This window comes from Microbacterium sp. NPDC079176 (assembly GCF_040686675.1).
In the GTDB taxonomy this organism is placed as follows: Bacteria; Actinomycetota; Actinomycetes; order Actinomycetales; family Microbacteriaceae; genus Microbacterium.
Map to the genome: position 1 here is coordinate 454,213 of NZ_JBFBLM010000002.1, position 12,664 is coordinate 466,876.

At 68.5% G+C, this 12,664-nt stretch carries 9 protein-coding genes; 4 read left to right on the forward strand and 5 right to left on the reverse strand.

Annotated features, from left to right (window positions below):
• The first annotated feature begins 114 nt into the window (after positions 1 to 114).
• Entirely contained in the window at positions 115 to 2,055 is a 1,941-nt protein-coding gene (gene dxs / locus AB0P11_RS06295; RefSeq protein WP_056278804.1) for a 1-deoxy-D-xylulose-5-phosphate synthase, read from the forward strand.
• A gap of 57 nt (positions 2,056 to 2,112) precedes the next feature.
• Here the strand turns inward: dxs and AB0P11_RS06300 are convergent, their stop codons facing one another.
• The 3 genes from AB0P11_RS06300 to AB0P11_RS06310 all read right to left on the reverse strand — a co-directional run bounded on the left by AB0P11_RS06300 (position 2,113) and on the right by AB0P11_RS06310 (position 5,000).
• On the reverse strand, positions 2,113 to 2,808 hold the full coding sequence (locus AB0P11_RS06300) for an SPFH domain-containing protein (protein WP_285365459.1): 696 nt from the start codon (positions 2,806 to 2,808) through the stop codon (positions 2,113 to 2,115).
• Between the two features lie 141 nt (positions 2,809 to 2,949).
• Positions 2,950 to 4,395: a glycerol-3-phosphate dehydrogenase/oxidase gene (locus AB0P11_RS06305; protein ID WP_363520605.1), complete on the reverse strand. Its 1,446-nt coding sequence runs from the start codon at positions 4,393 to 4,395 to the stop codon at positions 2,950 to 2,952.
• Positions 4,392 to 5,000 (reverse strand): TetR/AcrR family transcriptional regulator, encoded by a 609-nt coding sequence (locus AB0P11_RS06310; protein WP_230101212.1) that lies wholly within the window; start codon positions 4,998 to 5,000, stop codon positions 4,392 to 4,394. Before AB0P11_RS06310 ends, AB0P11_RS06305 begins: the two co-directional genes overlap by 4 nt.
• A 20-nt stretch (positions 5,001 to 5,020) precedes the next feature.
• Here AB0P11_RS06310 and AB0P11_RS06315 point away from each other — a divergent pair, with 20 nt between their 5' ends.
• The 3 genes from AB0P11_RS06315 to AB0P11_RS06325 are packed head-to-tail and all read left to right on the forward strand — an operon-like array spanning position 5,021 to position 9,205.
• Positions 5,021 to 6,652 carry an FAD-binding oxidoreductase gene (locus tag AB0P11_RS06315; protein WP_363520608.1) on the forward strand — a complete coding sequence of 544 codons (1,632 nt, stop codon included), beginning with the start codon at positions 5,021 to 5,023 and terminating at the stop codon, positions 6,650 to 6,652.
• Positions 6,645 to 7,556, forward strand: a complete 912-nt coding sequence (locus AB0P11_RS06320; RefSeq protein ID WP_363520611.1) for a YegS/Rv2252/BmrU family lipid kinase — start codon at positions 6,645 to 6,647, stop codon at positions 7,554 to 7,556. Before AB0P11_RS06315 ends, AB0P11_RS06320 begins: the two co-directional genes overlap by 8 nt.
• Positions 7,553 to 9,205, forward strand: coding sequence for a GMC family oxidoreductase (locus tag AB0P11_RS06325; protein WP_363520614.1), 1,653 nt, complete (start codon positions 7,553 to 7,555; stop codon positions 9,203 to 9,205). The genes AB0P11_RS06320 and AB0P11_RS06325 overlap by 4 nt, the downstream gene beginning before the upstream one ends.
• A 46-nt stretch (positions 9,206 to 9,251) precedes the next feature.
• On the opposite strand, the gene AB0P11_RS06330 is transcribed toward AB0P11_RS06325, so the two are convergent.
• Both AB0P11_RS06330 and AB0P11_RS06335 read right to left on the reverse strand, forming a co-directional pair.
• Positions 9,252 to 11,411 (reverse strand): 3-hydroxyacyl-CoA dehydrogenase NAD-binding domain-containing protein, encoded by a 2,160-nt coding sequence (locus AB0P11_RS06330; RefSeq protein WP_363520617.1) that lies wholly within the window; start codon positions 11,409 to 11,411, stop codon positions 9,252 to 9,254.
• A gap of 5 nt (positions 11,412 to 11,416) precedes the next feature.
• On the reverse strand, positions 11,417 to 12,622 hold the full coding sequence (locus AB0P11_RS06335; protein ID WP_053096225.1) for a thiolase family protein: 1,206 nt from the start codon (positions 12,620 to 12,622) through the stop codon (positions 11,417 to 11,419).
• Between the last annotated feature and the right edge of the window lie 42 nt (positions 12,623 to 12,664).

Below are 12,664 nucleotides of genomic sequence, written 5' to 3' on the forward strand. Positions count from 1 at the left end.
GGGGCGGTGTCAAGGGGGAGTCGCTCTCCGAGCTTTCCCGGGTGCCCGGGGTAGGATCGAGCAGGCGTCCGTACCGGAATCGGCGCCGCGAACGGTGCCTAAGAGGAGGTGCAGATGCCCATTCTTCCGAGCATCTCAGGACCCCGTGACCTCGACTCCCTGTCAGAGGATCAGCTGATCGAACTCGCCGGTGAGATCCGCGAGTTCCTCGTCGAGAACGTGTCGCGCACCGGCGGGCATCTCGGCCCCAACCTCGGTGTCGTCGAGCTCACGATCGCTCTGCACCGCGTCTTCTCGTCGCCCGACGACCCCTTCATCTTCGACACGGGGCACCAGTCCTACGTGCACAAGCTCCTCACCGGTCGCCAGGACTTCTCGTCTCTTCGAGTGCGCGGTGGACTCGCCGGGTATCCCCAGCGCGGCGAGAGCCCTCACGACGTGGTCGAGTCCTCGCACGCGTCGAGCTCGCTCAGCTGGGCCGACGGTGTGTCGCGCGCGCTGACCGCCACGGGGCGGGCTGACCGTCACGTCGTCGCCGTCGTCGGCGACGGAGCACTCACGGGCGGCATGACGTGGGAGGCGCTCAACAACATCTCCGACGACAACGATCGCAACCTCGTGATCGTCGTGAATGACAACGGTCGTTCCTATGCGCCGACCATCGGCGGCATGTCCCGGTTCCTCAATCGGGTGCGCACCGCGGCTGCGTACAAGGAGCTGCACCACAAGTCGGACCGACTCTTCCGTGCGTTCGGTCCGGTCGGCCGCGCGGTGTTCCGCGGGGTGCGCGGCGGCACCCACGGCTTCCTCTCGCGGTTCACGAACAACGAGGCGCTGTACTCGAACCTCGACATCAAGTACCTCGGCCCGGTCGACGGGCACGATCTCCCCGCCCTGCTCGAGACGCTCGAGCTGGCCAAATCGTACGGTGCGCCGGTGATCGTGCACACCATCACCGAGAAGGGCCGCGGCTACCAGCCTGCTCGCGACGATGAGGCCGACCAGTTCCATGCGGTCGGACGCATCGACCCCGCGACCGGCGAGACCCTCTCTTCCAGCGGAACGGGCTGGTCCGACGTGTTCTCCGAGTCGCTCGTCGCGATCGGAGAGCGTCGAAGCGACGTCATCGCGATGACCGCAGCGATGCTGCGACCGACCGGTCTCGCGCCGTTCGCCGAGCGCTTCCCCGATCGCGTGTACGACGTGGGCATCGCCGAGCAGCACGCCGTCGCGTCGGCCGCAGGTCTCGCCTTCGGAGGTCTGCACCCCGTCGTCGCGGTCTACGCCACCTTCATGGGGCGCGCCTTCGACCAGGTGCTCATGGACGTCGCTCTGCATCGGGCGGGCGTGACCTTCGTGCTCGACCGCGCCGGCGTCACCGGCCCGGACGGTCCCAGCCACCACGGCATGTGGGATCTCGCGATGCTGCAGATCGTCCCGCACATCCGCATCGCCGCGCCGCGTGACGGAGCCCGGTTGCAGGAGGCCCTCGATGAGGCGGTGCTCGTCGACGATGCGCCGACCGTCATCCGCTTCCCGAAGGGCGACGTCGCGGCGGATCTTCCGGCCATCGAGCGGCTGCACGACGGCGTCGATGTGCTCGCCCGCGGCGAATCCGAGGATGTCCTGCTCATCGGCATCGGCCCGTTCGCCGCGCTCGCGATGGACGTCGCAGAGCGTCTGCGCGCTCAGGGCATCGGCGCCACGGTGATCGATCCGCGCTGGGCCATCCCGGTGCAGCCGTCGATCGTGAGCATGGCAGCGCGTCATCGTCTGGTCATCACCATCGAAGACGGCATCCGCGTCGGCGGCATCGGCACGCGTGTCCGGCAGGTGCTTCGCGAGGCGGGCATCGACACCGCCGTCGACGAGCTGGGGCTTCCTGACGAGTTCATCGATCACGCGTCGAGGGACCAGATCCTCGCCGACGCCGGTCTCACCGCATCGAAGATCGCGCAGGACGTCGTGTCGCAGGTGCTCGGGACTCGGATCCCCGTCGCTCGGGATGCGGGCACGAGCGGGACGGTCGATCTGCCGCTGCACGAACGCCGCTGACCGGCGTCGCCACCGCGTGACGGCGGATGACGGTCACCGACCGTTCGACCGCTGCGATCAGTTGAGAGCGTGGAGTGCGGCGACCGCCTGCGCCCCGCGATCGGTGTCCCGGAGCGCGGCCGAGAGCAGATAGCCGTCGGTGAGCGCGTCACCGGTGACCATGACGCGTACCAGCTCGACGCCGCATGCCCGACGCACCTCGTCGGCGCTGGCCGCGATCACGCGGGTGTTGATCTCGTCGTTGTGGGGCAGCTCCGCGCCCTCGAGGCCGCGGATGACGTCGCGCAGTGCGGCGCCCACGATGTTCGAGGCCCGTTCTTTGACGTTCACGACGTCGAGTTCGAACACTCGGAGATCTCGTCCGGTCGGGATCGGTCGCCACTCGAACGACGCGTGCACCCGGTGCTGATGGCCGCTCGCCCCGGTCATCTCGCGCGCGGGCAGATCCGTCGCCCTGCAGCGCACATCGATCAGTCGGTACCAGTAGAACAGGGGGAACGCGCCATGCGACCCCGGAACGAGGACCACGACCTCGCCGACCGCTCCGCCACGTGAGGTGGGGCGCCGTTGCGGGCGGTTCCGGATGATCGGCTTGCCGTTCCGGGTGCGGATCGCAGCCCACCCCTCATCGACCGTGACGATGAAGATCTTCAGCAGCGCCGGCACGACCAGCAGGATCGTGAGGATCGCCGTGCCGGTCTTGAAGAGCCCCGACATTCCCTTGCCGCCCAACATCGAGAGGAGCATGTCCATGCCACCACTGTGCCCCCTCGATCGCGTTCGGAGCGCTCTCTGAGCGGCGCTGGCGAAGGTGTTCATTCGCTGTTCCGTGCTCGTTACCCGGTGTGCCGTGACGCGGATACGGTTGGCGGCGGTCGCGCGGATGCGGCGTCGTCAGGAGAACGTGGCGAGGATCTCGGCGACCTCGGATTCGACGAACGCCCTCTGCCGCTCCCGGTCTTCGTCGACGAGGCCGAGCCGGGTGCGGCGATCGAGGACGTCGTCGGCGGTCATCGCGCCCTCCGCGCGGACGGCGAAGTCGATGGTCGCTGGGGAGATGTGCCCCCGGCCCCCGCTGTCCTCGGCCCTCATCGCGGAGTCGGTGAGGCGGAGGGATACCGTGCGGCTCGCGCCGGCGTCGAGCCCCGCCGATGCCACGGCGAGGTCGACCGCATCCTCCGCCATCCGCCGGTAGGTGGTCAGCTTGCCTCCCAGGACGTTGACGAAGCCGCGCTCGGAGACGCGGACCAGATGCCGACGGGAGATGTCCGCCGTCGACGCCGCACCGGTGTCGACGAGCGGCCGCAGGCCCGCGAACGATCCCCTGACCTGCGTGCGCGTGATCGGGACGGTCAGTACTCGGTTGAGGTTCGCGAGCAGGAACTCGATCTCGCCCTCGGTCGGCTCGGGGACCCGCGGAACAGGGCCCGGCGCATCTTCGTCAGTGAGTCCGACGATCACGCGGCCGTGCTGCTGCGGCAGCGCGAACACAAAGCGGCTGATCGACCCCTCATGCGGAATGGTCAGTGCCGCGGACGGGTCGCCGAGATCCGCGGCATCCAGCACGATGTGCGTTCCGCGGCTGGGCCGCACGGTGATCGACTCGTCGAGGTTTCCGGCCCAGACGCCGGTGGCATTGACGACGGATCGGGCGCGCACGTTCAGACGCTCGCCCGTCAGCACGTCTTCGGCGGTCGCGCCGTCGACGCGCAGCTCGAGCGCTCGGACGCGGGTGAGGACGCGGGCGCCCAGACTGGCGGCTGTCCTGGCGACGGTCACGACCAGGCGGGCGTCGTCGATCAGCTGCCCGTCGTAGGAGAGCATCCCTCCGCGCAGCCCAGCTCCGGCGAGCGACGGGAAGAGCCGCTGTGCCGTACGCGCCGAGACGAGACGCGGCGGGGGGAGGAACCGGCGCGGCGTGCCCGCTCGCATCCGCAGCAGATCACCCAGGGCCATCCCGACCGCGCCGGCTGCGCGCTGGCGGGCCGTCAGCCCTGTCGTGAAGGGCAGCAGCTGCGGGAGAGAGCGAATGAGGTGCGGCGCGATCCTGGTCATCAGCAGGTGACGCTCGAATGCGCTCTCCTTCGCCGTGGCCACATCGCCGGTGGCGAGATAACGGAGTCCGCCGTGCACCAGTTTCGAGCTGAATCGGCTGGTGCCGAACGCGAGGTCCTCGCCTTCGAGAAGGGTGACGCTCAGACCCCGCGAGGCGGCGTCGAGCGCGACACCGACCCCCGTGATGCCTCCGCCGATCACCAGAAGGTCGACGGTCTGCTCCGCGGCCAGGGAGAGCTCTGCGGCCCGACGCGCGACGTTGAGGTCGGGGGAGTGCGCGGTCATGGCCGCAGGAGCCCGTCGAGGGCTGCTCGCAGCTCGCGCTCCCAAGACTCCTCAGAGAGGAGCTCCGACACCGTTCCGTGCGAGAGCACGGCCGACTGCGCGATGAGCAGCAGCATGACGGCAATCTCGTCGGGATCGCCGTGCCTCACCGATCCTCCCTGCTGCGCCGCACCGATCGCGGTCGCCAGCCACCTCAGGATGAGTCTCTGGCTCGAACCCACTCGCTGCAGCGTGTAGCGGGTGAACGCCTCCGGTTCATCGGCGAGAAGCCGTCCGTACACGTCGTCGGCACGGAAGAGGGTGGAGAAGCGGAGAACATCGTCGACGAGTCCGTGTCGGCTGGTCGCGTGCGTGGGGAACTGCGCGAGGATCACCGCGACTCTGCGCAGGAGCGCTGAGCGGACGACATCGTCGGCGTCGTTCCAGCTGCGGTAGATCGTCGGCCGGCTGTGACCCGCGCGCCGAGCGAGCTCTGCGATCGTGACGCCATTCACGCCTCGTCGACCGATCAGCGCATCGGCGGCGTCGAGGATGCGCGACTGCGTGGCATCCCACTCCGGAGCGCGGTCGGACATCGCGTCGAGCACCAGTTGACGTTCTTCCATGATCTGTCACACTGTAACGCATGGGCTCAGAGAACGGCAGGGTTGCCGTGACGACAGAGATGCGATGGAACGGCTGGGGCGATCCCGCCAGGGCGTCGGATCTGCCGCGCGCCGTCCGGATGATGCTGCCGTTGCTGCTCGGTCGCGTGCACAGGCCCGCGACGCCCGTGGAACTCGCCGAGGTGGCGCTCGCGCCGTCGTCGCTCCAGGAGGACGATCTCGAGGGACTGGCCGCCGTCGTCGGCGCGGAGCACATCGACATCTCGAGCGAGACGCGCATCCGCCATGCCGGGGGACGTTCGACGCCGGACCTTCTCCGGCGCCGTAGACCTCAGCAGACTTCCCCTGACGCGGTGGTGCTGCCGGGAACCCACGATGAGGTCGCGGCGGTGCTCCGGGCGTGCGTCGACCGGAGGATAGCCGTGATCCCGTTCGGCGGTGGGACGAGCGTGGTGGGCGCTCTCGATCCCGAACGCGGCACGCACCGCGCTGTCGTCAGCCTGGATCTGCGCCGGCTCTCGGGCCTCATCCACTTCGACGAGGCGAGCGGCGAAGCGATTCTCGCCGCCGGAACGACGGGGCCGGATGCTGAGGCTCTGCTCGCGGCCAGGGGGTTCGAACTCGGTCACTACCCCCAGAGCTTCCGGTACGCCACGATCGGAGGGTTCGCCGCTGCACGCTCGTCAGGTCAGAACTCGGCAGGGCATGGGCGATTCGACTCCATGGTCACCGGGCTGAGAGTCGCGACGCCGACCGGCGACATCGAGCTCGGACGGTCGCCGGGATCTTCAGCCGGGCCCGATCTCGTCCGCGTCTTCCTGGGGTCGGAGGGCATCTTCGGCGTCATCACCGAAGTGAGAGTGCGCGTTCATCCGGTACCGCGTGACCGCCTCTTCGAAGCCTGGACCTTCGCGGACTTCACGCAGGGCGTCGAGGGACTGCGGAGCGTGACGCAGCACGGTGGCGGCCCGACAGTGCTGCGTCTGTCGGATGAAGCCGAGACGGCGGTCAGCCTCGCCCAGGTCGGTCGGATCGGGCGGGCCCTCGCGAAGGGCGCGAGCCTCGTCACCGTCTATGAGGGAGACGACATCGCCGAGCGTCGGGGGCGCACATCGGCGATCCTGGCGGCGGCCGGTGGGATCTCGTCGGGTGAGGGCGCCGCAGAGGGGTGGCTCTCCGGGCGCTTCGACGGTCCGTATCTGCGCGACTCGCTGCTGGACGCAGGAGTGTTCTGCGAGACGCTCGAGACGGCGACCACCTGGTCGAACCTGCTGCACCTCAGAGCGGCGGTCACGTCGGCTCTTCGTGCAGGATTCGAGGATGCCGGCGCCCGGTCGTACGTGATGTGCCACGTCTCGCACGTCTATCCCACCGGAGCCTCGCTGTATTTCACGGTGATCGCGAACCTCCGATCCGAACCGCTCGACACCTGGACGCAGATCAAGCGACGGGTGAACGATGCGCTGCTCGCGGCGGGGGGTACCATCAGCCATCACCATGCGGTCGGTCGTGATCATGCCGCCTGGCTGGAGCAGGAGATCGGAGACACGGGGGTGCGAATCCTCGCGGCCATCAAGCGGGAGCTCGATCCGACGTGGATCCTCAACCCGGGAGCGGTCATCTCGTCGGATCGGTCGCGCGGACGTGGCTGAGCACATCGCGGTGCTGTCGAACCCGTTCGCAGGAAAAGGTCGTGGTGCCCGAGAGACCGAGGTCGCCGTGGCGCACCTGCGATCCCGAGGAGCGGACGTGCGGGCGTACACGGGCGAGTCGGCGGCATCGAGTCGGCTCCTGGCGACTCGGGCGCTCGACGCGCGCCCGGGGGTGCTCGTCGTGGTGGGCGGAGACGGCACGCTGTCCGGCATCCTCGACGTGGTCTGCGCTGCGGGGGTTCCGGTGGTCCTGGTGCCTGCGGGCACGGGCAACGACCTCGCTCGAGCCCTGGGCCTGCCGCGTCGCGACGCGGTCGCTGCGGCCGAGCTCGCTCTGACGGGTATCCCGCGCACGATCGATGTCGGCGAAGTCCGCGCCGCCGACCGCGTCGATCTGTTCCTGACGATCGCCGCCCTCGGGTTCGATGCGAAGGTGAGCGATCGGACCAATCGGCTGCGCTGGCCGCGCGGCGTGCTGCGCTACTACCTGGCGCTGGTCGTGGAGCTCGTGCGACTGCGGCCGATGGATTTCACCGTCTCCCTCGATGGCGCGGAGCCGGTTCACGTGCCGGGAACGCTCGTCGCCGTGGGCAATACGCCGAGCTACGGAGGTGGCATGCCTCTCTGCGTGGGCGCCGCCGCGGACGACGGGATGCTGGACATCGTGCACGTCGCGTCGCTGACCCGGCTCCGCCTGCTGCGGCTGTTCCCGCTCCTGCTGCGCGGAGTGCATCTCGCTCGACCGGAGGTGACGCGGCGCCAGGCTCGTACCGTGACAGTGAGCGCGCGTGGACTCGTCGTCTACGCCGACGGAGAGCGCATCGCCGAAGATGAGTGCACGATCGGAATCCGGCGCTCCGCTCTGGCCGTCCTCGTCCCCTCAGGTGCCGGAGGGACACCGTGAACCACAGGTCGGCTTCTCCGCACCACGCCCAGGACTTCGACGAGGACGTCGTCGTCATCGGCTCGGGGTTCGGCGGATCGGTCGCTGCGTTGCGGCTCGTGGAGAAGGGCTACCGTGTCCGCGTGTACGAGGCGGGCCGACGCTTCGAGGACGAGGACTTCGCGAAGACCAGCTGGGACGTGCGCCGCTATCTGTGGGCACCGAGGCTCGGCTGTTTCGGCATCCAGCGCATCCATCGCCTGCCGCACGTGATGATCCTCGCCGGGGCGGGCGTGGGCGGAGGGTCTCTGAACTATGCCAATACGCTGTACCAGCCCGGCGGAGCGTTCTTCGCGGATCCGCAGTGGGGCGCTCTCGCAGACTGGGAGGAGGAGCTGGCGCCGCACTATGCGACGGCGAAGCGGATGCTCGGGGTGGTCGAGCGCTACCCGCACTCCGGACCCGTCGAGCGCATCATGGCAGGAGCGGCCGAAGATCTCGGCGTAGGAAGCACATTCCGACACGCGCCGGTCGGGGTCTGGTTCGGCGCGCCGGGAGTTCGAACGCCCGATCCCTTCTTCGGTGGGGAGGGGCCGGACCGCACCGGATGCACTCTCTGCGGCAACTGCATGGTCGGATGCCGCGTCGGCGCGAAGAACACGCTCATGAAGAACTACCTGGCTCTGGCCCAGAGGCGAGGCGCCGTCATCGAAGCGCTGCGCACCGTCACCGAGGTGCGTGCCCTGGCAGACGGCGGCTTCGCCGTGACGACGGAGCGCAGCGGAGCGTGGTTCCGGCGCGACCGTCGCACCGTGAGCGCGCGTCAGGTGGTGCTCGCCGCGGGAACCTGGGGCACGCAACAGCTGCTGCATCGGATGAAGCTGTCCGGGGCCCTTCCACGGGTCTCCGATGCGGTGGGTCGCCTGACGCGGACCAACTCCGAGGCTCTCGACGGTGCCGTCGCCGTCGCCGTTCCGGCGTCCCTCGAACTCGCGCACGGTGTCGCGATCACGACCTCGTTCCACATCGACGAGAGCACTCACGTCGAGAATGTGCGGTACGGGCCGGGATCGAACCTGATGGGGGCCCTTGCGTCGCTGATGGTGCCGGGCGACCGAGGTCTCGGAGGCCGTCTCGTGAGTGTGCTGGGCCAGGTCGCCCGCGCACCGATCCGTCAGTTGCGCCTGGGCTCGCTCCGACGTTGGAGCGAACGGGGCATCATCGCACTCGTGATGCAGACCCTGGACAATTCGCTCACTCTGTCGCTCCGGCGCAGATTCGGGCGGATGGTCATGACGAGCGCGCAGGGGCACGGCGCACCGAACCCCAGTCATCTTCCGCAGGCTCATCGCGCGGCTTCGGCGATCGCCGCGCGTGTCGAGAAGGACGGCGGGGTCGCCGCCGAGCCTCGCGGATCCTGGCCCGAGATCTTCGGGATTCCGCTCACCGCCCACTTCCTCGGCGGAGCGGTGATCTCTGGGGCGCCCGAGACCGGTGTCGTCGACCCCTTCCACCGGGTGTGGGGTCACCCGGGGCTGCACGTCATGGACGGCGCAGCGGTTCCCGCGAATCCCGGGGTGAATCCGTCGCTCACGATCACCGCGCTCGCTGAGAGAGCGATGTCGTTCTGGCCGCGTTCCGGTGAGCTCGACGAGCGTCCTGCACCGTAGACACGGAAAAGGGGGCCGCCGGACGGCGGCCCCCCAGAGGTTCAGCTCAGCGGTGCTCGATGCCGCGGATCTGCGGAGTGTGGAACTCTCCGCCGAACGCGCGCTGCGAGGCGCCCTCGCGGTCGAGGTAGGGCGAAGCCCCACCATCGATGAAGGGCCAGCCCGCGCCGAGGATCAGGCACAGGTCGATGTCCTCGACCTCGGGTACGACGCCCTCGTCGAGCATCATCTTGATCTCGCTCGCAAGGCCGTCCTGCACCCGTTGCAGGATCGTCTCGGCCGACGCGGGCGTCTTGCCGACAGCGGGCTTCAGCAGCTTCTCGGCCTGCTTCGTCCAGCCGGTCACACGACCGCCCTTGTCCTTCTCGATGACCCCGTCGAGCTCCGCGAGAGCGTGGAAGTTCTCGTTCGCGTAGAAGCGATCGGGGAACGCGTGCGCCATCGTGTCCTGCACGTGGGCGGCGACCTTCCATCCGACGAGATCGATCAGCTGGAAGGGACCCATCGGGAGTCCGAGGGGCGCGAAGGCCTTCTCGACATCCGTGATCGGGGTGCCCTCGTACACCGCGCGAGCCGCTTCGCCCATGACCTTGGCCAGCAGACGGTTCACGACGAAGCCCGGCGCGTCGGCGGTGAGGACCGCGTTCTTGCCGAGATTCTTCGCGACGACGAACGCGGTCGAGAGCGCCGCCTCCGAGGTCGTCGGTGTCTTGACGATCTCGATCAGCGGCATCACTGCCACCGGGTTGAAGAAGTGGAAGCCGACGAGGCGCTCGGGGTGAGCGAGCTTCGCGCCGATCTCCTCGACCGAGAGCGAGGAGGTGTTGGTCGCCAGGATCGCGTCCTCGGCGATGATCTTCTCGATCTCGCCGAACACCTGCTGCTTGACGCCGACCTCCTCGAACACGGCCTCGATGACGAAGTCGCAGTCCGCATAGAGGTTCTTGTCGGTCGTCCCGGTCACGAGCGCGCGCAGCTTGTTCGCGGAGTCCGCATCCAGGCGGCCCTTGGTCTCGAGCTTGCCGATCTCCTCGTGGATGTAGGCCACGCCCTTGTCGACGCGCGCCTGATCGAGGTCGGTGATGAGTACCGGCACCTGCAGCTTGCGCACGAAGAGCAGGGCGAACTGGCTCGCCATGAGACCAGCGCCGATGATGCCGACCTTCGTGACCTTCTTCGCAAGTGCCTTGTCGGGGGCTCCCACCGGACGCTTCGCACGCTTCTGCACGAGGTCGAAGGCGTACATGGATGCTGCGAACTGGTCGCCCGTGACGAGTTCGGCGAGCGCCTCGTCCTCACGGGCGAAGCCCTCCGCCTTGGTGCCGCTCTTGGCCTTGTCGAGCAGGTCGAGTGCGGCGTAGGGCGACTTCGGGACGGTGCCGATCTTCGATTCCAGCATGCCGCGTGCCATCTTGATGGCGATCGGCCACTTCGTGAGTCGCTCGATCTTGCCCGGCTCGTTCCTGCGCTCGACCTTCTTGCCGCCGAGCACGGCGTCCGCCCACGCGAGCGAGTTCTCGAGATAGTTCGCGGCGGGGAAGATCGCGTCGACGATGCCGAGGTCGAACGCCTGCTGCGGCTTCAGCATCCGGTTCTGCTTGAGCGGGTTCGAGATGACCACCTCGAGGGCGTTCTCGATCCCGATCAGGTTGGGCAGCAGGTAGGCGCCGCCCCAGCCGGGGATGATGCCGAGGAAGACCTCGGGGAGTGCGATCGCCGCGGCGGAGGCGTCGACCGTGCGGTAGGTCGAGTTGAGTGCGATCTCGAGTCCGCCTCCGAGTGCGAGTCCGTTCACGAAGGCGAACGACGGAACGCCGAGCTCCCCGAACTTTCCGAGCACCTTGTGGCCGAGCTGCGCGATCAGGCGAGCGTTGTCCCGCGACCCGACCTTGCTGATGTCGGAGAGATCGGCGCCGGCGGCCAGGATGTACTGCTTGCCGGTGATGCCGACCGCCTGGATCTCGCCGGCTGACGCACGAGCGGCCAGGCCGTCCAGCGTCTCACCGAGGGCGGTGAGCGTCGCCGGCCCCAGAGTGTTCGGACGCGTGTGGTCGCGTCCGTTGTCGAGGGTGATCAGTGCGAGCACCTTGCCCGACGCGAGACGGATGTCACGCACGGGGGAGTGCGTGATCACCTCGCCGTCGGTGAGCGCCTGGATGGGGGAGAAGTCAACGTTGCCGTACTGCTCGGAAATCGAGTGGGCCATCAGGCTTACTTCCTCTTCTTGCCGTCGAAGTGCGGGTTCTCCCAGATGACCGAGCCGCCCTGTCCGAGACCGACGCACATGGCCGTCAGGCCGTAGCGCACATCGGGTCGCTCGGCGAACTGCGCCGCGAGCTGGATCATCAGACGCACGCCGGATGCCGCGAGCGGGTGGCCCAGCGCGATCGCGCCGCCCCACTGGTTGACGCGGGGGTCGTCGTCGGCGATGCCGAAGTGGTCGAGCAGCGAGATCACCTGGATGGCGAAGGCTTCGTTGAGCTCGAACAGGCCGATGTCGGCGATCGTGAGTCCGGCCTTCTTCAGGGCTTTCTCGGTCGACGGAATCGGGCCGATTCCCATGATCTCCGGCTGCACGCCTGCGAAGGCGAACGAGACCATGCGCATCTTCGGCGCGAGACCGAACTCCTTGACCGCGCCGCCTCCGGCGAGCAGTGACATCGTGGCGCCGTCTGTGAGGGGTGACGAGGTTCCGGCGGTCACACGGCCGTGCGGGCGGAAAGGAGTCTTGAGGGCCGCGAGGTCCTCCATGGTGGTCTGCGGACGACGACCTTCGTCCTCCGTCGCCAGGCCCCATGCGCCGTCGGCGGTCTTGGTCGCCACGGGCACGAGATCCGGCTGGATCTTGCCCGCGTCGTACGCCGCCTGCACCTTGTGCTGGCTGAGCATGCCGAATCGATCGGAGCGCTCCTTGGTGAGGTGCGGGAAGCGATCGAAGATGCGCTCGGCCGTGACACCCATGTTCAGAGCGCCGGGGTCGACCATGCGCTCCGCGACGAATCGCGGGTTGGGGTCGGCGTTGCCGCCGATCGGGTGGTGACCCATGTGCTCGACCCCGCCGGCGAGCGCGAAGTCGTACATGCCGACCCCGATCGATGCTCCCATCGTGGTGACGCTCGTCATCGCTCCCGCGCACATGCGCTCGACGGCGAGTCCGGGCACCGTCTGCGGGAGTCCCGCGAGGATCGCCACGGAGCGCCCGAGGGTCAGGCCCTGGTCTCCGGTCTGGCTGGTCGCGGCGATGGCGACGTCGTCGATGCGGTCGGCCGGAACGGCTGCGTTCCGCTCCATCAGGCCGATGGTCGCCTTGACGGCGAGGTCATCAGCGCGGGTGTTCCAGTACATGCCTTTTTCGCCGGCGCGCCCGAAGGGGGTGCGCACTCCATCGACGAAGAAGACGTCCGAGATCTCGGCCACTCTGCCTCCAAGTTTGTGCGGTGGCCTCAGTCTATGGAGGGC